Origin of the sequence: Mycobacteroides sp. LB1 (assembly GCF_013449725.1) — a bacterium.
Classification (GTDB): domain Bacteria; phylum Actinomycetota; class Actinomycetes; order Mycobacteriales; family Mycobacteriaceae; genus Mycobacterium.
Map to the genome: position 1 here is coordinate 220147 of NZ_JACCFF010000004.1, position 20613 is coordinate 240759.

The 20613-nt window shown below is 65.8% G+C and carries 24 protein-coding genes and 1 riboswitch; of the genes, 12 read left to right on the forward strand and 12 right to left on the reverse strand.

All coding sequences use genetic code 11. The annotated features are described in order from the left end of the window. Nucleotides 1-2: 2 nt before the first annotated feature. Both MLB1_RS17275 and MLB1_RS17280 read right to left on the reverse strand, forming a co-directional pair. Nucleotides 3-1655 carry a DNA repair helicase XPB gene (locus tag MLB1_RS17275; RefSeq protein ID WP_180751067.1) on the reverse strand — a complete coding sequence of 551 codons (1653 nt, stop codon included), beginning with the start codon at nt 1653-1655 and terminating at the stop codon, nt 3-5. Nucleotides 1656-1743: 88 nt separating this feature from the next. After that, nucleotides 1744-3972, reverse strand: coding sequence for a helicase-associated domain-containing protein (locus MLB1_RS17280; protein ID WP_180751068.1), 2229 nt, complete (start codon nt 3970-3972; stop codon nt 1744-1746). Nucleotides 3973-4067: 95 nt separating this feature from the next. On the opposite strand from MLB1_RS17280, the gene MLB1_RS17285 reads away from it, so the two are divergent. From MLB1_RS17285 to MLB1_RS17305, 5 genes are all read left to right on the forward strand, one after another. Then, nucleotides 4068-4241 (forward strand): hypothetical protein, encoded by a 174-nt coding sequence (locus tag MLB1_RS17285; RefSeq protein ID WP_180751069.1) that lies wholly within the window; start codon nt 4068-4070, stop codon nt 4239-4241. 7 nt (nt 4242-4248) lie between these two features. After that, entirely contained in the window at nt 4249-4746 is a 498-nt protein-coding gene (gene moaC, locus MLB1_RS17290; RefSeq protein WP_180751070.1) for a cyclic pyranopterin monophosphate synthase MoaC, read from the forward strand. Next, nucleotides 4731-5219: a MogA/MoaB family molybdenum cofactor biosynthesis protein gene (locus tag MLB1_RS17295; protein ID WP_180751071.1), complete on the forward strand. Its 489-nt coding sequence runs from the start codon at nt 4731-4733 to the stop codon at nt 5217-5219. The genes moaC and MLB1_RS17295 overlap by 16 nt, the downstream gene beginning before the upstream one ends. Then, nucleotides 5216-5644 (forward strand): molybdenum cofactor biosynthesis protein MoaE, encoded by a 429-nt coding sequence (locus tag MLB1_RS17300; RefSeq protein ID WP_180751072.1) that lies wholly within the window; start codon nt 5216-5218, stop codon nt 5642-5644. The genes MLB1_RS17295 and MLB1_RS17300 overlap by 4 nt, the downstream gene beginning before the upstream one ends. 87 nt (nt 5645-5731) lie before the next feature. Continuing rightward, on the forward strand, nt 5732-7039 hold the full coding sequence (locus MLB1_RS17305) for a lipase family protein (RefSeq protein ID WP_180751073.1): 1308 nt from the start codon (nt 5732-5734) through the stop codon (nt 7037-7039). Nucleotides 7040-7043: 4 nt separating this feature from the next. Here MLB1_RS17305 and MLB1_RS17310 read toward each other — a convergent pair whose 3' ends face one another. The 5 genes from MLB1_RS17310 to moaA form a co-directional block, all read right to left on the reverse strand. Then, nucleotides 7044-7751 carry a class I SAM-dependent methyltransferase gene (locus MLB1_RS17310; RefSeq protein WP_180751074.1) on the reverse strand — a complete coding sequence of 236 codons (708 nt, stop codon included), beginning with the start codon at nt 7749-7751 and terminating at the stop codon, nt 7044-7046. Between the two features lie 6 nt (nt 7752-7757). Beyond that, complete coding sequence (locus MLB1_RS17315) at nt 7758-8546, reverse strand: class I SAM-dependent methyltransferase (protein WP_180751075.1); 789 nt, start codon at nt 8544-8546, stop codon at nt 7758-7760. A 133-nt stretch (nt 8547-8679) separates the two neighbouring features. Further along, nucleotides 8680-9750 (reverse strand): transglycosylase family protein, encoded by a 1071-nt coding sequence (locus MLB1_RS17320; protein WP_180751076.1) that lies wholly within the window; start codon nt 9748-9750, stop codon nt 8680-8682. 10 nt (nt 9751-9760) lie between these two features. Then, nucleotides 9761-9933: riboswitch (cyclic di-AMP (ydaO/yuaA leader) on the reverse strand. A 296-nt stretch (nt 9934-10229) separates the two neighbouring features. Beyond that, complete coding sequence (locus MLB1_RS17330; RefSeq protein ID WP_180751077.1) at nt 10230-10478, reverse strand: MoaD/ThiS family protein; 249 nt, start codon at nt 10476-10478, stop codon at nt 10230-10232. Beyond that, entirely contained in the window at nt 10479-11471 is a 993-nt protein-coding gene (moaA, locus tag MLB1_RS17335; protein ID WP_180751078.1) for a GTP 3',8-cyclase MoaA, read from the reverse strand. Between the two features lie 92 nt (nt 11472-11563). Between moaA and MLB1_RS17340 the strand changes: the two genes are divergently transcribed. Both MLB1_RS17340 and MLB1_RS17345 read left to right on the forward strand, forming a co-directional pair. Further along, on the forward strand, nt 11564-11977 hold the full coding sequence (locus tag MLB1_RS17340; protein ID WP_180751079.1) for a cold-shock protein: 414 nt from the start codon (nt 11564-11566) through the stop codon (nt 11975-11977). Between the two features lie 28 nt (nt 11978-12005). After that, the gene (locus tag MLB1_RS17345) at nt 12006-12698 is read left to right on the forward strand and encodes a DNA alkylation repair protein (RefSeq protein WP_180751080.1); all 693 of its coding nucleotides are present in this window, start codon (nt 12006-12008) and stop codon (nt 12696-12698) included. Here the strand turns inward: MLB1_RS17345 and MLB1_RS17350 are convergent. Beyond that, entirely contained in the window at nt 12695-13204 is a 510-nt protein-coding gene (locus MLB1_RS17350; protein WP_180751081.1) for a DUF2771 domain-containing protein, read from the reverse strand. The two genes, MLB1_RS17345 and MLB1_RS17350, sit on opposite strands and share 4 nt — an antisense overlap. Continuing rightward, nucleotides 13201-14979, reverse strand: a complete 1779-nt coding sequence (locus MLB1_RS17355) for an MFS transporter (RefSeq protein WP_371750639.1) — start codon at nt 14977-14979, stop codon at nt 13201-13203. The genes MLB1_RS17350 and MLB1_RS17355 overlap by 4 nt, the downstream gene beginning before the upstream one ends. 37 nt (nt 14980-15016) lie before the next feature. Here MLB1_RS17355 and MLB1_RS17360 point away from each other — a divergent pair, with 37 nt between their 5' ends. Then, complete coding sequence (locus MLB1_RS17360) at nt 15017-15754, forward strand: DUF3027 domain-containing protein (RefSeq protein WP_180751083.1); 738 nt, start codon at nt 15017-15019, stop codon at nt 15752-15754. A 77-nt stretch (nt 15755-15831) separates the two neighbouring features. On the opposite strand, the gene MLB1_RS17365 is transcribed toward MLB1_RS17360, so the two are convergent. Both MLB1_RS17365 and MLB1_RS17370 read right to left on the reverse strand, forming a co-directional pair. Then, the gene (locus tag MLB1_RS17365; RefSeq protein WP_180751084.1) at nt 15832-16293 is read right to left on the reverse strand and encodes an SRPBCC family protein; all 462 of its coding nucleotides are present in this window, start codon (nt 16291-16293) and stop codon (nt 15832-15834) included. 41 nt (nt 16294-16334) lie between these two features. Then, nucleotides 16335-16580, reverse strand: a complete 246-nt coding sequence (locus MLB1_RS17370) for a DUF2530 domain-containing protein (RefSeq protein ID WP_180751085.1) — start codon at nt 16578-16580, stop codon at nt 16335-16337. Nucleotides 16581-16673: 93 nt separating this feature from the next. Between MLB1_RS17370 and MLB1_RS17375 the strand changes: the two genes are divergently transcribed. From MLB1_RS17375 to MLB1_RS17390, 4 genes are read left to right on the forward strand one after another with little or no spacing between them, the layout of a single operon-like run. Beyond that, nucleotides 16674-17105, forward strand: a complete 432-nt coding sequence (locus tag MLB1_RS17375; RefSeq protein ID WP_180751086.1) for a MarR family transcriptional regulator — start codon at nt 16674-16676, stop codon at nt 17103-17105. Nucleotides 17106-17139: 34 nt separating this feature from the next. Next, nucleotides 17140-18450 (forward strand): MFS transporter, encoded by a 1311-nt coding sequence (locus tag MLB1_RS17380; RefSeq protein WP_180751087.1) that lies wholly within the window; start codon nt 17140-17142, stop codon nt 18448-18450. After that, nucleotides 18451-19263, forward strand: a complete 813-nt coding sequence (locus MLB1_RS17385) for an RNA methyltransferase (RefSeq protein WP_180751088.1) — start codon at nt 18451-18453, stop codon at nt 19261-19263. It abuts the gene before it with no gap. Further along, nucleotides 19260-19589: a DUF2537 domain-containing protein gene (locus tag MLB1_RS17390; protein ID WP_180751089.1), complete on the forward strand. Its 330-nt coding sequence runs from the start codon at nt 19260-19262 to the stop codon at nt 19587-19589. Before MLB1_RS17385 ends, MLB1_RS17390 begins: the two co-directional genes overlap by 4 nt. 43 nt (nt 19590-19632) lie before the next feature. Here MLB1_RS17390 and sepH read toward each other — a convergent pair whose 3' ends face one another. Then, the gene (gene sepH / locus MLB1_RS17395) at nt 19633-20469 is read right to left on the reverse strand and encodes a septation protein SepH (protein ID WP_180751090.1); all 837 of its coding nucleotides are present in this window, start codon (nt 20467-20469) and stop codon (nt 19633-19635) included. Nucleotides 20470-20613 lie beyond the last annotated feature (144 nt).

Consider the following 20613-nt stretch of genomic DNA (forward strand, 5'->3'; position numbering starts at 1 on the left):
GCTCAACCGATCGCAGGCCCCAACAAATCGTCGGCGTCGGTTATCCGATAGCCGTAGCCCTGTTCGGCCAGGAACCGCTGCCGGTGTGCCGCGTACTCGGCGTCGAGGGTGTCACGGGACACCACCGAGTAGAAGTAGGCCTGCCCGCCGTCGGCCTTCGGCCGCAGCAGCCTACCCAGGCGCTGCGCTTCCTCCTGGCGTGATCCGAATGTTCCCGAAACCTGTACGGCCACAGCGGCTTCTGGAAGATCGATGGAGAAGTTAGCGACCTTGGACACCACTAGGGTCGCGATCTCTCCGCGCCGGAACGCGTCGTACAATTGCTCACGTTCGGCGTTCTTGGTGGAGCCCTGGATCACCGGGGCGTCGAGTTCGGTCCCTAGTTCGTCGAGCTGATCCAGGTAGGCGCCGATCACCAGCGTCGGCACCCCCGGGTGGCGGGCCAGGATCGACTTCACCACATTGATTTTCGTGTGGGCCGTCGAGCACAGCTTGTACCGTGCATCGGCCTCGGCGGTTGCGTAGATCATGCGCTCGTTCTCGGTGAGGGTTACCCGCACCTCGATGCACTCGGCGGGGGCGATCCAACCTTGCGCCTCAATGTCTTTCCACGGCGCGTCATAGCGTTTGGGGCCGATGAGGCTGAACACGTCGCCCTCGCGACCGTCCTCACGGATGAGGGTGGCGGTGAGTCCGAGGCGGCGCCGCGACTGCAGATCCGCCGTCATCCGGAACACGGGTGCGGGCAGCAGGTGCACCTCGTCGTAGATGATCAGCCCCCAGTCGCGGCTGTCGAAGAGCTCCAGATGGCGGTACTCACCCTTGGTGCGCCGGGTGATCACCTGATAGGTGGCGATGGTGACCGGGCGGATCTCCTTGCGCTCGCCGGAGTATTCGCCAATCTCCTCCTCGGTCAACGAGGTTCGTGCAATGAGTTCACGTTTCCACTGGCGCCCGGCGACGGTGTTGGTGACCAGGATCAGGGTGGTTGCCTGTGCCTTCGCCATGGCGGCCGCACCCACCAGCGTCTTGCCGGCGCCACAGGGCAACACCACGACCCCGGAGCCGCCCGCCCAGAACGAGTCGGCGGCCATCTGCTGGTAGTCGCGTAGCTCCCATCCGTCCTGCGCGAGGCTGATCGGGTGGGCCTCGCCGTCCACATATCCGGCGAGATCCTCTGCAGGCCAGCCGATCTTGAGCAGCATCTGCTTGATGCGACCCCGCTCGCTGGGGTGCACCTGCACCGTATCGTCGTCGAGACGGGCGCCGAACATGGGGGCGATCTTCTTGTGTCGCAGCACTTCTTCGAGCACGGCGCGGTCGAGGCTGACCAGCATGAGCCCGTGTGCCGGATGCTTGACGAGCTGTAGGCGTCCGTACCGTGCCATCGTGTCGACGATGTCCACCAGCAGTGGCTGCGGCACCGCGTAACGGGAGAAGGTGACGAGCGCATCGACGACCTGTTCGGCGTCGTGGCCGGCGGCGCGGGCGTTCCACAATGCCAGCGGCGTGATGCGGTAGGTGTGTACATGCTCGGGTGCACGTTCCAGCTCCGCGAAGGGGGCGATCGCCTGGCGCGCCGCGTTGGCCTGGTCGTGATCGACCTCCAGCAGCACGGTCTTATCGGATTGGACGATCAGCGGTCCGTCGGTCATTCGATCCAGCCTACTGACCCCCGCCGACACGCCCATTTGTGGCGGACACGTGCGATACAGAACCGCCACCGCGCGGCGTGTCGGCGCCTTAGGAGGGCGGTGATACCGCGGTGATGCGATGGATCGCGAAATCCCGGATGCGCCCCGCGGCGGTGTCGAAGGCTGACAGCTGCCCACCCCGCACGCTGATCGGGTTGACCACCCGCGAGGACGCCACCCCGGCCGGGTCCACGTATCCGATCAACACGCTGGTCTGCGCCTTGGCCGACTGCTGCAACAGCGCCACCGCATGCGACAGCTCGATGCGGACACCGCTGTCGCGATCACCGACAGCTCGGATGGCCTTGATCACCGCGGCCGCAGCGGGCTCGCTGAGCACCGGTGGTGTCCACCCCATGCGATGTGGCTGCGGCGTCACCCGGGCCCGGTGCGCACGCAGCTCCACGATCGTCCCGGTGGCGTCCTCGGCAGCGGGGGCGAACCCCGCCGAGCGCAGTCCGGCCACCAGCTCAGCCAACGGGGCCAACGACACCGCGACGGTCGGGGCCAGCAGCCGCAGGCCCAGATCCTCGGCCAGATGCGACGACATCACCTGCGTCAGCAGGGCGATGTCGTCGCAGCGCAGGAACGAGGTGGCCACCCCGGCGCGCAACTGCCCATGCCGGCGCGCCACATCGTCGATGAGGTATGTCAGTGACTGGGGGACAGGGGTTTTCGATCGTGAACTGAAGAAGCTGTGCAGACCCGTGGCCGTGCGTCCCGAGTCCAGTGACCGGCGGATGCTGCCCTCGCTCACCCGAAAGACGCTGGCCGCCCCCGCCGATTCCAGGTCTGCTACCGCCGACAGATCCAGTTCCAGCTCGCGGGTCAGCGGACCCGGAGCCACCACGGTGAGGTCGGCCTGCACCAAGAAGTGATCGATGGGCGCGGGCAGCGCCTTCTCCATCGCGGCCAGCGTGGCCAACTCGTTGCCGGCGCTGTCCAGGAAGACGCGAACAGGTGTCGGTAGTGCGCCACGTCCGATCACTCCTAGCGTCGTCGCCTCGAGCAGCAGGGCCGTTACCGGTTCCACACCTAGCCGAGTACCCCAACGTGGACGACGCCACCGCATCACCCGGGACGCCTCCTCGGGCTGCAACCCGTGCCCGGGATCCAATTCGCCGAGGATCTCCAGCAGCAGCTTGCGGTCATACGGTGCCGCCGTCGAACGCAGCGAATCCGACAGGGCCGCAATCGGTTTGTCCTCGCTGGTGCGTTTGCCGATCAGATCGGGCCGCGCCGCCAACATCAACCAGGCCGTCATCAACCGCAGCCAACGGGACGCTGCCGACAGCTCCACGAACCGATCGGCCTGGACGGTCGGCGCCCAATGCCAGCCGTCGTTATCGGTCTGGATATCGGGCTCGCCCAGTGCGATCAGCTCCGCGGCGGCCAGCACCTCCAGCAGCAGTCCCATGCGGGTGTCATCGATACCCGTCGCCTTCGTGAGCCGTTTGACCTCGCGCACTCCCAGGCCGCCGCTGCGCAGCTGCGGTGCGGGGTTGACGCCGAGCTCGTCGAGCAGCAGTCCCACCTCGCGCAGCAGATCCAGGGCGGCGCCGGCCGCGGCAGCGTCGGCCTCGGGCTTGGTCGACGTCGTCGTCTTCGTGATCGGGGGCTGTAGCCGGTCCGGCTCCTCGCCGCGCAACAGCTGTGCCACGGATCGGGGCAGCAGCACCGTCTCGTCGTCGATGCGCTGCAACAGGCCCGCGGACAGCAGCCTCCGTACGGGTCGGTCCGGAGGGGCGTCCGGGGCGGCATCGCGGGTGCGACCGATGGGGGACCCCGCGATCAATGCCTGCAGCAGCTCCATCTCGCGGCCATCGGCGATCTCTAGTGCGGCACGCGCCTCGTCGAACGAGTCGGGGGTCTGCTCGCTGATCACCTGCCCAACCACCCAGGGCAGACCGAACCGGGTCTCTGCCGCCAGGTGCAGCTCGCCATCGCCCCACACCAGTGCGAGGTCACGCAGCCGGTCCAGGGTGGCGCGTACCTGCAGTTCCGTGGCGCGCCCGTCGACCAGGGCAAGCACATCCGAGAGCGGCACGCCGGTGACCTCCGCACGTGCCACCAGCAGCGCATCCAGCACCGCCAGGGTCAAAAAGTCCAGGTTGTCGGAGGCTGCGCGCACCGATTGGCGTGACAGCGCACGGCTCGCCAGCGCCGCCAGCGAGCCGGGGGGTGGGGATGCCAAATCGGGCCGCAGTCGGACCAGCTGCACCAACTGTTCATCGGTCAGTTGGTGCAGCCAGGTAACCAACGCCGCGTCATCACTCATCCGGGCATGATCCTCTTCGCGCACGCGCTCATCGGCGACCAGCGTAATCGCGGGTTGGGTTCGCCGTCGGCCCCCCGGCCTGCCACAATGACTTTGTGGCTGACAAGAAGCAGTACGTCGACAACGGCTGGCCCGCGCATGTGGACGGCGAGCACGCGGTGAGCGAGCTCGCGACCGACCGCACGGGAGCGCTATCTCCGTTCGGCGACATCGAGTTCCCGGTGGAGTCTGTGCCGTACGTGCACCCCGTCACGGTCATCAATAAGTAACAGGGGCATGCCCGACCGCCTGTCGCATATCGACGAGCACGGGTCCGCGCACATGGTCGACGTATCGGCCAAACAGGCCACCGCACGCGAGGCCGTCGCGGCGGGACGGTTCGTTACCACCCCCGAGGTTCTGAAACTTCTCTCGGACGGCACGCTCCCCAAAGGTGACGCCATCGCCACCGCTCGGCTGGCGGCCATCATGGCTGCCAAACGCACCAGCGAGCTCATCCCGCTGTGTCACCAGATACCGCTCACCGGCATCGACGTGGATTTCGAGATTGGGGCTATCGAGGGTCCCGCCGACGTAGCGGGGTCCATCCACATCACGGCCACTGTGCGCACCAACGACCGCACCGGGGTCGAGATGGAAGCGCTGACCGCCGTGACGGTCGCCGGTCTGACGCTGCACGACATGGTCAAGGCGGTGGACCCGGCATCGCGTATCGACGACGTCCGGGTGCTGCGCAAAGAGGGCGGCAAGACCGGAACATGGACCCGACCGTGAAGTCTGCGCGGGTGGTCGTGGCCTCGACCCGTGCCGCCGCCGGTCTGTACCCCGATAAGACCGGGCCCCTCATCGTCGAATGGCTCAGTGCGCAGAATTTCCGCGTTGAGGAACCGGTCGTGGTGCCCGACGGCGATGCGGTGGGGGAAGCGATCGGGGAGGCGGTTTCTTACGAGGGAGTTCGGCTCGTTGTCACCACCGGCGGTACCGGGCTCTCACCGACTGATGTCACGCCTCAACAGACCGCCGCGCTGCTGGACTACCAGATTCCCGGTCTGGCCGATGCCATCAGGCGCTCCGGGCTGCCTGCCGTGCCAACCAGCATCCTGTCCCGTGGCGTGTGCGGTGTCGTCGGCCACACGCTGGTGGTGAATCTGCCCGGCTCCACCGGCGGGGTGCGTGACGGGCTGTCGGTACTCGGCGGAGTGCTCGACCATGCGCTGGACCAGATCGCCGGGGGTGATCACCCATGAGCGCCGCCGTCACCAGTGCGCTGCTGACCGCGGAACGCATCTCGCTGATCGAGCACGAGCAGCTCGTCGATCATGAATCTGCTGGAGCCACAGTCGGATTCGTGGGCAATGTGCGCGATCATGACGGCGGTAAGACGGTGCTGCGGCTGGAGTATTCGGCGCATCCGTCGGCCCAACAGGTGCTGGCCGATGTGGTGGAACGTATCGCCGCTGAGGCCGAGGGCGTGCGTGCGGTGGCGGTGAGCCACCGTATCGGCGCGCTTACGGTCGGTGAGGCGGCCTTTGTCGTGGCGGTGAGCGCCGACCACCGTCGTCAGGCATTTGCCACCTGCCAGCGCCTCGTCGATGACGTGAAGGCGGCGCTACCGGTATGGAAGCACCAGTTCTTCGCCGATGGCAGTGACGAGTGGGTGGGCTCGGCCTGAAAAATCGGGGCTCCGGTTGGGGTTTGATACCTAAAAACCCAGATCAGGGCACTACTGTTCCGTTGAGTGCATTAACTTCCATAGTTCATGAGCACTGTCGCGCAGCCGAAACGCTCCGATGTGGCGCCCGCGCCCGAGATCTTTCCGCACCCCGGTAGACGCCCTGCCCGCCCGGCCGAGGATTCCTTCCATATCCCGCCCGACGGCTTCGGTGATACGGCACCGGGAACGGTGCTGCATGCCCGTCCTGTGGATGTCGGATTCCTTGGGGTACTTCGCCAGCGAGTGACCGCCTGGCAGCTGCTGTACCGAACCACCGATCCGCACGGCGCCCCGGAAGTCACCACGACGACGGTGCTGGTGCCAGCGGCGCATGACTCCGCCAACCCACGCCTGCTCGGTTATCAATGCGCGATCAATTCCAGCCAGCGAACTTGCTTCCCGTCCTACTGTCTGTTGCAGGGCGCCCGGGGGCCATTCGCCAACCCGCAGATCGAGCTGTTGCTGATGGCGGCCGCGCTACGCCAGGGGTGGATCGTGAGCGTTGCTGACCACGGCGGGCAGCCGGGACGTTATGTTGTTGCGCGCCAACCCGGTTATCACGTGCTTGACGGATTGCGTGCCACCCTGGCCTTCTCCGAACTGCGTCTCCCCGCCGGCACGGCGATCGGACTGTGGGGCTACTCCGGTGGCGGACTTGCCAGTTCGTGGACCGTGGAGATGGCGCCGGGCTACGCGCCGGAACTCAATATCGTGGCCGCGGCGCTGGGTTCACCGGCCTCCGACCCCAGCGCTATCCTGGAGAGGACCAACGGCGGCGTGTTCGCGGGTCTTGGCATGGCCGCGATCTCGGCGTTGCAGGACAGCTATCCGGCATTGGATTCCATGCTGCGTGAACATCTTTCGCGCAAGGGTGCAAAGATCATGATGACGGTGCGCGGTTTGTCGACCGGTCAGGCGATTACCCGCTATGCACTGCGGAACTTCGACAGATATCTCGACCGCCCGTTGGCCGAGCTGATGGCGCTACCCGATATCGCCGCCATGAGCGAGGACCTGCGCCTGGGCAAGGTAGCGCCGACCTGTCCCGTGTATCTCTACACAGCGGTGCGCGATCAGCTTGTCGGTATCGCCGAGGTGGATCGGCAGGCCGAGTTCTATCTGGCTAACGGCACGGATGTCACGTATCGGCGCGATCGGCTGAGTGAGCACCTGTCGCTGGTGGTGCTGGGGGCACCCTCGGCGTTGCGGTGGCTGACTCAGCGGCTGGAAGGCATGGTGCCTGAATCCGGTACCAGCACTGTGACATCCATGCTCGCCTCTCCATCCGCGCTGTGGACCATCGCCGCGATATCGGCGTCGGCGGCCCGCGTACTCGCGGGCCGCCAGCTGTAGCTCCTTAGGCCCGTTCGGCGATCACCGTGTACACCGGGACGTAGAGCAGCTGATCGTCGACATCCTGTTCGAGCCGGTCCAGTCTTTCGGGGTCTCCGCGGTAGCTGCCGCGAATCGCGTTGAGGAACTCGGCCTTTGGCGCCGCCATTGTGGTCGGGTTCAGCTGCAGCACGGTCCATCCATTGGCGGGTAGCACCTGTTCGATCTCCTCCGCCTGCAGCGCGTTCTGGAACGGCGTAGGCACGCCGTGCACCTTTCCCTGTGCGAAACACCAGATGTACCAACGCGCTCCGGGGCGGGTGGCACCGTGGAGGGCTGACGCGTACTTCGCGTTTCCTTCCACGTCGAAGCAGTGGTAGACGCCGCTGTCGATCACGGTGTCGAACCTTCCGTCCCAGCCGTCGAGCTTGGTGGCGTCGGCGACTTGGAAGTCAACGGTGACGCCGGCTGCCGCTGCCCGGCCCTTGGCTTGTTCGATCGCCGAAGGGGCAAAGTCCAGTCCGGTGACGTTAAAGCCTTGCTGGGCAAGATAAATGGCATTATCGCCGAGGCCGCAGCCGATATCCAGGACGTCTCCGCGGACCGCGCCGAGCAGGGCCAGCTCCTTGATGCGGGGTTTAGCCTCCTTGGAATCCCACGGGATGATGGGTCCGTTGTCCTTGACGCTCTCTCGGTATAGATCCTCGAACGTGTTCTGGGTTGGTGCGGTCATGACTGTTCAGCCTCTTTCTGCGACGATGTTGAAGAACGGCATGTGGATCAGATCGTCGTCCAGCTGCTGGAGACGCTCGAATGTCTTCTGTGCTTGTTCGGCCACGCCCGGCAGCTGATACCGCTCGCGCATCTCGGCGGGCATCTGCTCGGGGTCGATACCGGCCAGCGCGGCACCGACGAATGCCACTCGAGATCCGAGATATGTTGTGCTACCGAAGTATTGGATGTTCCAGTTGGCTTCGGCCAATACGCTCTTGATCTCTTCGGGATCCTGCACACCGAACGGCATCGCGATGCCGTTCACGGTGCCGTCGCCAAAGCAGGCGATGAACCAGCGCGCGCCCGGCCGGGTGGCCCGGTGGAGTGCGGCGGCGTACTGCTGATGGTCTTCGTGGTCGAAACAGTGATACACGGCGCTGTCGATCACGGTGTCGAACTTTCCGTCCCAGCCGTCGAGCTTGGTGGCGTCGGCGACCTGGAGGTCGACGGTTACGCCCGCGGCGGCGGCGCGTTCCTTCGCCTGTTCGATGGCGGAGGGGGAGAAGTCTAGGCCGGTGACCGACAGGCCTTGTTGGGTGAGGTAGATCGAGTTCTCGCCGAGACCGCAGCCGATGTCCAAGACGTTGCCGCGCAGCGCACCATATGCGGCGAGCTCCTTGATTCGAGGCTGCGCGTCCCTGATATCCCAGGGCACACCCGCGGCCGGGGCGCCCTCGAACATGGGTTTGCCGTTGTAGACCGCTTCGAATGCTTCGTGGCTCGGTACGTCTGGGGGAGTGGTCGATGCCGTCATGGAGACCAAGGTACGCCTAGAATCCGGGACGTCAACCCCCTTGACAAGGCGCCTACCATTCCATCCGAAAGGGTTACCGTGCAACGAAAATCGCCCCGGCCGTCAGGGCCGGGGCGATTTTCGAATGCGTGAGTTAGCGCTGCGCCAGGGCGAGGATTGCGTCGCTGGCCTTGACATCCTGCGTCTGCATCGCGAAGACGATGTCCTTCAGGTAGGACACTCCGCGACCATCGGAGGGGGTCACATCGGTGGTGCCGGGAGGCAGGTTGTTCGGATCGGGCAGATGACGAACAACACCCGCGATCGACTCGGCGTTTGGCACGCCGTTCGCGGCCACCGGACCGGCGTCGAACGCGGCTTTGCCTGCGGCGAATCCGATGTCCGCGGCATCCGGGACACCCGCAGGAAGCGGAATCTCGGGAGCAGCGGCGGGCTCGGGTGCCGGGGCGGGCTCGGCGGGTACGGGGCCGGACTGGAACTCGTACGGTAGGACCTGATCCTCGGCGGCGGGAGCCTCAGGAGCGGGCGCCTCATCGACGACGGGGGCCTCAGGTGCCGGGGCGGCGACGAAATCGGGGGCCGGGGCCTCCTCGGCCGGAGCCTCGGGCTCGGGTGCCGGGGCGGGCTCGGCAGGTGCGGGGCCGGACTGGAAGTCAACTTCCTGGGCCTCAGGGGCGGGCGCCTCTTCGGGTGCCGGGGCTTCTTCGACTACGGGAGCCTCGGGCGCCTCGGCGACGAACTGCTCGTCCGCCTCGGGGGCCGGTCCGGGTGCGGGCTCGGTGGCCTGCGCCTCATGGTGCGCGGCAGGGGTGATGTTCGCGGCAGGAGCGGTCCGGGGGGTGGAACCGGAGAGGCCACGGCCGCAGACCGGCCAGGCGCCACGGCCTTGGCCTGCGAGCACCTTCTCGGCGATCGCGATCTGCTGTTCCTTGCTGGCCAGGTGAGCGGACGGGGCGAACTGGCCGCCACCGCTGTTGATCCAGGTGCTGGGCGAGAACTGCAGCCCGCCCTGGTACCCGTTACCGGTGTTGATGGCCCAGTTGTTCCCAGACTCGCAGCGCGCGACCTGATCCCACTCGCCGTCGGTGGCTGCGTTGGCCGTCGCGGCCATCATCAGACCGCCACCGACAAGGCCTGCACCTGCTACTGCGACCTTGGCCGCCTTAGCGCCCGCCTTGGTGGGCTTACTGTGCCGTCCACTCATATGTCCGTCGTGTTCCTCTCTGTGACGCACCTGCGAAGTGAGCTGTCGGGTTCGAGCGAGAGGTCGCCCGGCCCGGTTTCCCGGGCTTCACCCCAAGAACCAGTGAGGTTCGTGCTGGAGATCGAGATCTCCGGCGGTTGGGTTCCCCGCCTCCGTCCCTTGATTTACCGACGAGGTGCCATACCCGAGGGACGGAGCTCGGTGCGCGGATATGGACTTCGAATGACCGTACGTGCCCATGCGCGTCTCGTCATGTTGGACATTCCACGGTGTTTCGTCCACGGCGGGGTGGGTTTATTCCCGCCGTGGACGAGGTCTGTGCAGGTTGATGCGTAGCTCCACCGTCCCGTGTCCACGCCGTGACCCGACTGTGACCTGAGGTGGTGTGTCGCATATCACGAAATTTCCTGGAGATCTCTACACGCAACTCTCAGAGTTACCTTAGAACTTCCTTAAGAAGCGGTTGTGCCAGCGCACTTCTACCCGCCAGCGAATGGAGGCAGAACATCCACGACAGCCCCCGATTCGGGCCGGTCGGAACGGTCGCGGACCGCCACGCCGTCATAAAGAAAGGAACAACGCGCCAAAACGCGTTCCAGTTCCGTCCCCCTCGCGGCCAGATGGCGGGTGAGATCGTCGAAAGACGACCCTGCGGGGAGTTCGACGATCTCTTCCTGCCGACCCGCCGCGGTCGCGGCGGCAGCGAAGTATCGGATTCGGATGCTCACCTAGCCGCCGATCGCGCTCATGGGACGATCCGGCTGCAGGAAGGTTGGGTCGTTGATGCCGTGGCCCGGCTTCTTCGCCCACATGGCTGCCTGCCATGCCGATACCACCGCGGCGTCGTCGGCGCCCGAGCGGAGCAGTCCGCGCAGGTCTGTCTCGGTGCTGGCGAACAGGCAATTGCGTACCTGGCCGTCAGCCGTCAGTCGAGTGCGGTCGCAGTCCCCGCAGAACGGCCGTGACACGGACGCGATGATTCCGACCGTAGCGGGACCCCCGTCCACCAGCCAGCGTTGCGCTGGGGCGCTGCCGCGGGGTGCCGGATCTTCGGTCAGGGCGAATTCGCGGCTCAGCGCGGCATGGACCTCTTCGGCCGTCACCATCTGGTCCCGGCTCCAGTTGTGTTCGGCGTCCAGGGGCATCTGTTCGATGATCCGCAGCTCGTATCCGTGGTCCAGGCTGAACCGCAACAGCGAGACGGCATCTTCTTTGTACTGCCCGGGCGTCAAAACCGCATTGAGCTTTATCGGTGTCAGCCCGGCGGCAGTGGCGGCCTCGAGCCCCCTGAGGACATCTGGCAACCGGTCCCGACGGGTGGTCGCGGCGAAACGGTTGGTGTCCAATGTATCCAGTGACACGTTGATGCGATCCAGTCCGGCATCCCGCAGTGCGGTGGCCTGACGTTCCAGGCCGATGCCGTTGGTGGTGAGCGCGATGTCCGGCCGCGGTGCGAGGGCCGACACCGCCGCGACGAGCTTCGCTATATCCCTATATATCAACGGCTCCCCGCCGGTGAACCGGACGCTTCGGATCCCCAGCTGGGTTACCGCGATACCGATGAGGCGAGTGAATTCGTCAGCGGTGAGCAGTGCGTCGCTGCGCAACCAGTCGAGTCCCTCTGCGGGCATGCAGTAGGTGCACCGCAGATTGCACCGGTCCGTCAATGACACTCGTAAGTCAGTGGCGACCCGGCCGTGGGAATCGATGAGCGGGGTCATATTGCCAGCGTAGCGGCCACTTGCGCGGTCCGAGTAGGATGACCAGTCACCGCGTCCTATCTGGGGCGCGTTAATTATGTGAGGTGAGTGCAGTGCCAACCGGCAAGGTGAAGTGGTACGACGCCGAAAAGGGCTTCGGCTTCCTGTCGCAGGAGGACGGCGAGGACGTCTATGTCCGCTCCTCGGCGCTGCCTGCTGGAGTGGAAGGTCTCAAGGCCGGGCAGAAGGTCGAGTTCGGCATGGCCGCCGGCCGTCGCGGGCCGCAGGCATTGAGCGTCAAGCTGATTGACCCGCCGCCGACGGTGTCCAAGCCGCGCCGCGAGAGCGTCGGCCCGGTCAATCACAAGCACACCACCGACGAACTGCACGGGATGATCGAGGACATGATCACCCTGCTCGATGGCACGGTGCAGACCGAGCTGCGCAAGGGGCGCTACCCCGACCGCAAGATCGCTCGAAAGGTGTCCGAGGTCGTGCGCGCGGTCGCTGCCGAGCTGGACGCCTGACCTGACGCCCGTCCGCGCCGAGGATGTGATGGCGGCGCTGGACGCCATGGGTGATCCGGACCGTGCCAAGAAATCGGCCCGGTTCTTCAAGACCGGGCCGGGTGAATACGGCGAAGGTGACGTCTTCGTGGGTGTGTCCGTGCCGGCTCAGCGCACGCTGGCGCGGCAGTTCCGTGGCATCGGGCGCAATGAGGTGACGCGGCTTCTGGCCAGCGGGGTACACGAGCACCGATTGACGGCGCTGATCCTCGCGGTCTGGGAGTTCGAACATGCCAAGGGTGCGCAGCGGCAGGACTGGGCGGACACCTATCTCGAACAGGTCCGCGCCGGCCGGGTGAACAACTGGGATCTGGTCGATTCCTCGGCTGAGCAGATCCTTGGCGAATGGCTTGTCGGCCAGGACTATTCGCTACTGCTGGAGCTGGCCGCCGAGGGCGACCTGTGGCGTCGACGGGTGGGTATCATCGGCACGTTCGCCTTCACCAAACGCGGTGATGTGCAACCCCTGCTTGCCGTGGCACCTTTGGTGATCGAAGACCGTCGTGACCTCATCCAAAAGGCTTACGGCTGGATGCTGCGCGAGGCCGGAAAGCGTTGCGGCCCAGAGATGCTTCTCGGGTATCTGGACGTGAATGCCGCAGCCATGGGTCGGACCGCGTTGAGCTACTCCACCGAGCATCTTGATGCCGAGGTGCGCGCGGGCTATCGCTTCAGGGGTTAGTTCTTCCAGACCGTCGCCACGGACCAGATGGCGCGCGCACGGAAGACCTGCTCGCCGAGCTCGTTGACGCCGACCGTCGGCACCGATACCTCAATCCCCACCAGTTTCCTCCCGGAATCGTTGACGGTGGGCACGGTGACTGCCGTGCGGTGATCCCGATGAATGGTCTCGTCGGCGTACTTGATCGACGGGTCTGTCAGGTCGGCGTACACCGGCTTGACCGACCACGGGCCCTTGGCGATCTGCCCATCAACCGAAAGCTGAACGGGTTCAATGCTGTTCACGGGAAGCTCGGCGATACGGCCTGGCGGGTCACAATCGGTGAGTGTCCGGTCGCAGTAGAGCAGCGGCGCAACCCGCACCAGCGTGCCGTGGGTGAACGCGCTGATCTCGGGCCGCTCCTTCGGGCCTTCCCTGTACTCGCGCAGCTGCCAGGCGATGAACCCGACCATGGCCGCGGCCGTCAGCACCAAGACGACGGCAAGTGCCGCCAGCTTCATCTTCACGCGATTACCTTGCCACCCTCTTGTTCGGCCATCACCGGGCGGTTGCCGCCCAGGCCCGGAATCAGTGATGCGCCACGGAAACTGGCCAGCGTCTGCGCCAGGCCGAGGATGAGCACCGCCGACACCACGGTGAACCCCACCCACAGATCGGTGTAGATCATCACGCCGATCGCGCCGCCGAGCACCCAGGACAGCTGCAGCAGCGCCTCGGACCGCCCGAACGCCGACGCACGGGATTCCTCGGGCAGGTCGTCCTGCAGCGAGGCGTCCAAGGAGGCCTTCGCGATGGCGCTGACTCCCGAGGTCACCAGTGTCGCGAACACCACGACCGCCAGGACGCCCGCCATCGCCGCCGCCAATGCCACTACCGTCACCGCGCTGGCGCAGCGCACCACGAGCAGGGCGGGACGGCCGAGCTTGAGCCGGGCACTGGTGGCGTTGCCGGCGAAATTGCCGATGGCTGCGGCCGCGCCGATCATTCCCAGTATCGCGAGCTGTTGGAAGCCATGCGCGTCATGGGATTTAGCGACGAATGCCGGGTAGAGGGTGAGGAATCCCACCATCACCTTGATGGTGCCGTTGCCCCATAGCGCGGTGATGATGTTGCGGCCCAGTGGCTGGCGGATCTTGTCCTGCTGCTTATGAGAGCGTCGCAACAACACGGTCGGGTGTTCGCCGTCGTCGCCGTGATAGCCAAAGGTGGTGGGCACCTCACCGGCGGTTACCTCGACCCACTTCGGGATGCGCATGGATGCCCAGGCGCCCACCGCCGCGGCCGCGATGATGACGAAAAGCGCTCCGGGTAAATGAAATAGCCGAGTAAACGCGAGTTCGAAGCCCGCGGCGATGGCTCCGCCCACAATGGTCCCGCCGACCAGGCCGAAGGTGGTGAGTCGGGAATTGACTCGCACCAGGTCGATGGTTGGGGGCAGCACGCGTGGTGTCACCGCGCCACGTAATACACCAAAGGATTTGGACAGCACCAGCATTGACAATGCGCATGGATACAACACCCAAGGCGGGAAATTGCCGCTGGCGGTGTCGTAGTTGGCGATCATGATGACCGCGAGCACGGCGCGCAGCCCGAACGAGGCGGCCAGCGCAACCCGGCGCCCGTGTTGCAGACGGTCCAGCGCGGGACCGATCAGCGGGGCGATGACAGCGAACGGTGCGATGGTGATGAGCAGATACAACGCCACCTTGCTCTTGGATTCGGCGGTGGCGGCGGCGAAAAAGAGCGTGTTGGCAAGGGCCACTGCCATCGCGGCGTCCACCGCGAAATTGGCCATGACCGGATAGGTGAGCGCGGTCAGGCCCGACTTGTCAGCACCGTCAGCGGTGGCGGCCTTGTGGAACAGCCCGTACATGCGGGAGCCCATCTCACGGCTGCGCATCGCGGCGACGCGGGTGACGGTCAGCTTCGACGGGGCCTCGTGCTCGGTCGGGGGCCGTCGCCGCGGCCGCTCACGGCGTTCTTCCCCTAAAGGTGGCAGGTAGCGGTTCGATGAGCCGCTTGCGCGAAGAGGGTCCCGCGTCGATGAGCCGCTTGCGCGAAGAGGGTCCCGCGTCGATGAGCCGCTTGCGCGAAGAGGGTCCCGGTTGGAGCCGCCCGTCGGGTAGTTGGCCATACCGGGGTGGGAGTTGGCATCGCGTGCGTCGGATTTCGGGGAATCCTGACCGCGCTGACCTGGCTGGGAGCCACTACCGTCCTGGCGCTTCCCGAACCGCGCGTAATCCGATTGTCCTCGCGCAGGCGGCCCATCCGTCTCCCGCATGTGTCGATTGTCCCTCACGGTGAGAAGATGATCAGCGATGGACATCACTATCTCCGGCCACGACGCCCTCTACAGCTGTATTGAGCAGGCGCGTACTGCCGTTATCGAGTTCAGTGGGGAGACCGTGGGCAAATACCTCGGGGCCTCCTCCGAGGACGCCGATCTACATGCGTTGACCCACCGTTTCGAGGCCGACCTGCCGGGATATCGCGGGTGGCACTGGGAGGTGGTGATGGCCGCGGCACCTGGTGCCAGGGCCGCGACCGTTAGTGAGGTGGTGCTCGTTCCCGGCACGGAGGCGCTACGCGCTCCGAACTGGGTGCCCTGGGATGAGCGCATCCGCCCGGGTGACCTGGGCCCGGGTGACTTGCTCGCGCCGCCGCCGAATGATCATCGTCTGGTGCCCGGATACACCGACGGCGGGGATCCGGAGGTCACCGAGACTGCGGGTGAGATTGGGCTAGGGCGCAAGCAGGTGCTGAGCCTCACCGGTCGCCTCGATGCCGCGCAGCGCTGGTTCGACGGCAATTGGGGCCCGGATACCGAGATGGCGCGTGCCACCCGCAGGGTGTGCCGGTCCTGCGGTTTTTATCTGCCGCTGGGCGGATCGCTGGGTGTCGCGTTCGGCGTGTGCGCCAATTCGATGTCGGCTGACGGTCGCGTCGTACACATCGAGTACGGGTGCGGTGCCCATTCGGATACGCCGCAGCCGGTCAACTCGGCAACGCCGTTGTACGAGCCCTTCGACGACGGCGTCCTGGACGTCGACGCCTGACGCCCGCCACCGAGCGCGAGCCTGACGCGGAAATCGGGCACGAAAACCGCGTCACGCCCGCACTCGGCGTTTAGGGACTAGGCCCCTTCCGCGGCGGCCTTGATCTTCGACAGCGAGGTCCGCATGCCCTCGAGCAGCACCTCGTCGAATACCTCGGTGCCGCCGAACATCAGGTTCTGCAGATTGGTGGAAACGGCCGACCGTTTGTCACCCAGCACCCGGCGCTCGACGATCCTGGTGCCTCCTTGTGCGGTGGGCTCGAGTTCGTAGCTCCACTCGCTCAGGTTGTCCTTGATGAACCAGGCAAGTCGCTTGTTGGGCTCGACGGCGGTCAGTACGGCCCGTGTCGGCCACACCTTCCAGCCCTTGCGGTTGTAGTTGATGACATTGGTGCCCGACTGGACGGGGCCGCGGACGAACATCTTGCGGGTCTGGGGGCTCCAGCGCGGCATGTTGTCGAAGTCGGCGATCAAACCCCACACCGTGTCCACGGGCGCGTTGATCTCGACGGCGGCTTCCAGCAGTGATGCGTTGGGCATGAGGATTCCTTCTCTTTCTGGGGTCTGACGTTGGATTCGGGCTACAAGCCGGTTTGTGCGCCGCGTGAACCGCGCCGGGCCGCGCGCACTTGCAGCAGGACGATGGTGGTGCCGAGGGCGCCGGTACCGAGCCCGGCGAGCGTGATGGGACGCCAGCCCTCGAACGCAGGGATGGTGAAGGCAAGGATGTTGGCGATCACCCACAGCACGGTGCCTGCCACGACGACCGGCCACGGATTGAGCAGTGCGGCCGGGAGCGGGGGCGGTTGGGGCGCGGGGGTGTCCACTAGATGCGCAGCATACGCACGGCGCGACGGTGGGTGGGGCGCTAGTCGGGTTTGTCCCTGTGAAAGCCCTGGACGTGCAGTAAGGTTTGGGCCGTGAGCGACCCCGATGCCCGGCTGGCCAGCGATCTGTCGCTCGTTGTCATCCGCCTGGCCCGGCATCTGAGGTTTCGTCGAGCTGAATCCCCGGTCTCCCTGACGCAGTTATCGGCATTGGCCACATTGCTCAATGAGGGCGCAATGACGCCAGGTGCGCTGGCCGCCCGCGAGCGCGTGCAGCCGCCGTCGATGACGCGGGTGATCGCCTCGCTGGCCGAGCTCGGGATGGTGGAGCGCTCGGCGCATCCGACCGACGGACGCCAGGTTGTTGTCTCGCTTTCGGAGGCAGGCGCCGACATCGTTCAGGCCGATCGCAGTGCCCGCGAGGAATGGCTGCGTGAGCACCTGACCGATTTCACCCCGGAGCAACGAACGGTGCTGCGGGAGGCGACCGACCTGTTGTCGGCGCTGGTCAATGAAAACGGTTAGCTGACAATCTCGTTAGTCTCTAAAATGATCTCCTGTGGCAGATCGCGGCGGGATATTCGTATCGCTGCGCACACGTAACTACCGGCTGTGGATCAGTGGCCAGATGGTGTCGCTCATCGGCACCTGGATGCAGCGTGTGGCGCAGGACTGGCTGGTGCTGGACCTTTCGCACGGCAATGCCTTCCTGCTGGGTGTGGTGATGGCGCTGCAATTCGGACCGACGCTGCTGTTGTCGGCGTGGGGCGGGGTGTTGGCCGATCGCTACGACAAGCGGCGAATGCTGATGTTCACCCAGACACTGATGGCTCTCTGCGCACTGACTGTGGGTGTCCTGCAGGTCACCGGGCTGGTGCAGATCTGGCACGTGATGACCGTCGCGTTCGCGATGGGTTGCGCGGCGTCGATCGAGGCGCCCACGCGGCAGTCCTTCACCATCGAGATGGTGGGCCCCGAACACCTCCCCAATGCCGTGGGGCTCAATTCGATGGTGTTCAACCTGGCCGGCATCGTCGGCCCGGCGATCTCCGGGGTGCTGATCGGGATGATCGGGACCGGCTGGGTCTTCCTGCTGAACTTCGTCAGCTTCATCGGCGTGGGGATCGCGCTGTGGCGTATGAATCCAGACGAACTGCGCACCAGTGACCCGGTTCCGCCGGCAAAGGGCCAACTACGCCAAGGGTTCTCCTATGTCTGGCACCGGCGCGATCTGACGATGATCATGCTGACGGTGTTCCTGGTGTCGACTTTCGGGCTCAACTTCTCGTTGTCGCTCGCGGTTTTGGCGCGGGAGACCTTTGGTCAGGGTGCGGAGTCGTACGGTCTGCTGTCCACGTCCCTGGCGATCGGCACGCTTCTTGGTGCGACTATGGCGGCCCGCCGCACCAAGAAGGTGCGGCTACGGTTGTTCTTCAGCGCGGCAATAGCTTTCGGAATTTCCGAGTCAGTGGTCAGTGTGATGCCGACCTATTTCGCGGTGGCCGTCGCGCTCATCCCGACGGGGCTGCTTGCGCTCACCTTCACCACCGCGGCGATGAATATCATTCAGCTGTCCGTGGATTCGCAACTTCGGGGAAGGGTGATGGGCATTTACATGGTGGCGTTCCTGGGTGGTACCCCGCTGGGTAGTCCGTTGGTGGGTTGGTTGGCCGATCTTCATGGAGGACGGATGCCGCTGTTGGTCGGCGGGGTGGTGTCGGTGGCCGCCGGATTGGCGTGTGCGGCGTATCTGCGCCGTCATCCGTGTCCGGTTGTCGTCGAGGAGATTCCGGAGACCGACGATGTCGTTCCGCCCGCTCCCGCCGCAACCCCGGTGTGTGAGCCGACGCCGCTGGCAAGGCGGGGCTAGATGCTGGTCGTTGATGTAGACAACGCAGCGGACCCGCGGCTCGACAGCTTCCGTGATCTCAATAGCGTCGACCGCCGGCCCGATCTGCCCAGCGGCAAGGGTCTGGTGATCGCCGAGGGTGTACTGGTCGTGCAGCGCATGCTGGCCTCGCGTTTCGCCCCCTTCGCATTGTTGGGCACGGACCGCCGATTGACCGAGCTGGCAGGTGATCTCGAGTCGGTCGACGTGCCGTACTACCGGGCAAGTGCCGAGGTGATGGCGGAAGTCGTCGGGTTTCATCTCAACCGTGGGGTTCTGGCGGCATCGCGGCGTCCCGAGGAATTGGCGGCCGCCGAGCTGATGGAGAGCGCACGCACGGTTGCGGTGTTGGAGGGTGTCAACGACCACGAGAATCTGGGCTCGATTTTCCGCAACGCCGCCGGGATGGGGGTGGATGCCGTGTTCTTCGGCAGTGGATGCGCCGACCCGCTGTACCGGCGGGCGGTTCGCGTGTCGATGGGGCACGCGCTGTTGGTGCCGTTCGCGCGTCTTCCGGAATGGCCGAAGTCATTGTACCGGTTGCGGGACAATGGATTCCGGTTGCTGGCGATGACGCCTGCCGGTAACTCGCGGGCGCTGGCCGAAGCGATACCGCCCTTGCGGGACGAGAAGGTGGCGTTGATGGTGGGCGCCGAGGGGCCGGGATTGACCGACGTCGCGCTGCGTGCCAGCGATGTGCGGGTGCGCATCCCGATGGCTAACGGCACCGACTCGTTGAACGTCGCGACCGCTGCGGCGCTGGCCTTCTATGAACGCGCTAGGCTCGCGCCATGAGTGCCGATGAGGCCCCCGTAAGCGGGAGGCGCGCCGAGCTTGCGGGAAGACCATCGGGCAGCGCCGACACGCCGTGGGCTGAGGGGATCGTGTCGGCGATGTGTGTGGCCGTGGTGGTCGCGGTCGGTGTGGTGGTGCTGAGTCTCGGGCTGGTGCATGTGCACCCGCTGTGGGCCGTACTGCTCAATATCGTTGCAGTGGCCGGCCTTTCGCCGACTTTATGGGGTTGGCGGGAGCGCCCGGTGTTGCGGTGGTTCGTGCTGGGTATCGCGATCGGAATCGCTGGCGGATGGGTGGCCGCCGTGGCAACCGCGCTGATCACCTAGACCGCAGCGCGGTGTCCGGCCCGCGGGCTGGATCCGTCGGCCGCTAGTTCTGGCCGCCGGAGCGAACGCCCAGCAGTACGTCTTCCCATGTCGGCACTGCAGGCTTGTTCCGCCGTGAGCGTCGAGGTGCGGGGACCGACTGGGTGTCGGCTTGCTCGTGGGCGACCACGGGTTCGGGCTCGCGGACGGGTTCGCGGACGGGTTCGCGATCACGTTGCGGCGCGCGGTGCTCGTTGAACAACTCCGGCTCGGGATCGGGGAGCAGGGGAGCCACTGGTGCGACGGGGCGCAGGCTGCGCGTGAACGTCGGGTCGATCAACTCGCGCGCGGAATCGTCGAGTGCGGTCACGGTGCCGCCGTGGGCTCCGGGAGTGAACCGGTAATGAGCCTTGTTGTCTGACCGCCCGGCACGCCATTGCAACTGGACGGTCCAGCGTCCGTCCTCGACCTTCCACGCGTCCCATTCGATGCCGTCGGGGTCGAGTCCGCGTGCGAACATCGCGCCGGCCACGGTGTCGGATAGCGTGTTGACCGTGGGGCCGTCATTGCGGACGGGGTGGGCCGCGCTGGCCATCTGGGCCGCGCGCTGTCGTTCCAGTAATACGGGATGGGCGAACCGTTCAATCCGCGATACGTCGACTCCGGCGGTGGAGGCGACCTGTTCGACGGTGGCGCCGGCACGGATGCGAGCCTGAATTTCCCGGGGTCGCAACGAGCTCTCCATTTCGATCTGAATCTGCCCCAGACGGGACAAATCACCGCGTGCGGCGGCACGGAGTCGGTCGTCGGCGTCAATCGCGAACTTGTCGGCGCTGTTGGCGTCCTGGCAGATCACTCGCTTGCCGTCGACTGATAGGCCGATGACTTTTAGTTCGCGCATGATGCCCTCCTCGCCCTGGCCTGGATGACCCAGTTCTTCGGGACCTTAATGCAGGTAGAGGGCCATTCCGTGGTGACACGCGGGGGTGGGGGCTACTTGCTTTTGCGGACACTTCGCGCTATGTGACGCAAGTGGCAGATGTTG

What these genes read in the sequence shown, in the direction of transcription:
- MLB1_RS17275 (WP_180751067.1), bottom strand. Translation starts at nt 1,655, where the DNA reads ATGACCGACGGACCGCTGATCGTCCAATCCGATAAGACCGTGCTGCTG.
- MLB1_RS17280 (WP_180751068.1), bottom strand. Translation starts at nt 3,972, where the DNA reads ATGAGTGATGACGCGGCGTTGGTTACCTGGCTGCACCAACTGACCGAT.
- moaC (WP_180751070.1), top strand. Translation starts at nt 4,249, where the DNA reads ATGCCCGACCGCCTGTCGCATATCGACGAGCACGGGTCCGCGCACATG.
- MLB1_RS17295 (WP_180751071.1), top strand. Translation starts at nt 4,731, where the DNA reads ATGGACCCGACCGTGAAGTCTGCGCGGGTGGTCGTGGCCTCGACCCGT.
- MLB1_RS17300 (WP_180751072.1), top strand. Translation starts at nt 5,216, where the DNA reads ATGAGCGCCGCCGTCACCAGTGCGCTGCTGACCGCGGAACGCATCTCG.
- MLB1_RS17305 (WP_180751073.1), top strand. Translation starts at nt 5,732, where the DNA reads ATGAGCACTGTCGCGCAGCCGAAACGCTCCGATGTGGCGCCCGCGCCC.
- MLB1_RS17310 (WP_180751074.1), bottom strand. Translation starts at nt 7,751, where the DNA reads ATGACCGCACCAACCCAGAACACGTTCGAGGATCTATACCGAGAGAGC.
- MLB1_RS17315 (WP_180751075.1), bottom strand. Translation starts at nt 8,546, where the DNA reads ATGACGGCATCGACCACTCCCCCAGACGTACCGAGCCACGAAGCATTC.
- MLB1_RS17320 (WP_180751076.1), bottom strand. Translation starts at nt 9,750, where the DNA reads ATGAGTGGACGGCACAGTAAGCCCACCAAGGCGGGCGCTAAGGCGGCC.
- moaA (WP_180751078.1), bottom strand. Translation starts at nt 11,471, where the DNA reads ATGACCCCGCTCATCGATTCCCACGGCCGGGTCGCCACTGACTTACGA.
- MLB1_RS17345 (WP_180751080.1), top strand. Translation starts at nt 12,006, where the DNA reads ATGGCGGCGCTGGACGCCATGGGTGATCCGGACCGTGCCAAGAAATCG.
- MLB1_RS17355 (WP_371750639.1), bottom strand. Translation starts at nt 14,979, where the DNA reads ATGCGGGAGACGGATGGGCCGCCTGCGCGAGGACAATCGGATTACGCG.
- MLB1_RS17360 (WP_180751083.1), top strand. Translation starts at nt 15,017, where the DNA reads ATGGACATCACTATCTCCGGCCACGACGCCCTCTACAGCTGTATTGAG.
- MLB1_RS17365 (WP_180751084.1), bottom strand. Translation starts at nt 16,293, where the DNA reads ATGCCCAACGCATCACTGCTGGAAGCCGCCGTCGAGATCAACGCGCCC.
- MLB1_RS17385 (WP_180751088.1), top strand. Translation starts at nt 18,451, where the DNA reads ATGCTGGTCGTTGATGTAGACAACGCAGCGGACCCGCGGCTCGACAGC.
- MLB1_RS17390 (WP_180751089.1), top strand. Translation starts at nt 19,260, where the DNA reads ATGAGTGCCGATGAGGCCCCCGTAAGCGGGAGGCGCGCCGAGCTTGCG.
- sepH (WP_180751090.1), bottom strand. Translation starts at nt 20,469, where the DNA reads ATGCGCGAACTAAAAGTCATCGGCCTATCAGTCGACGGCAAGCGAGTG.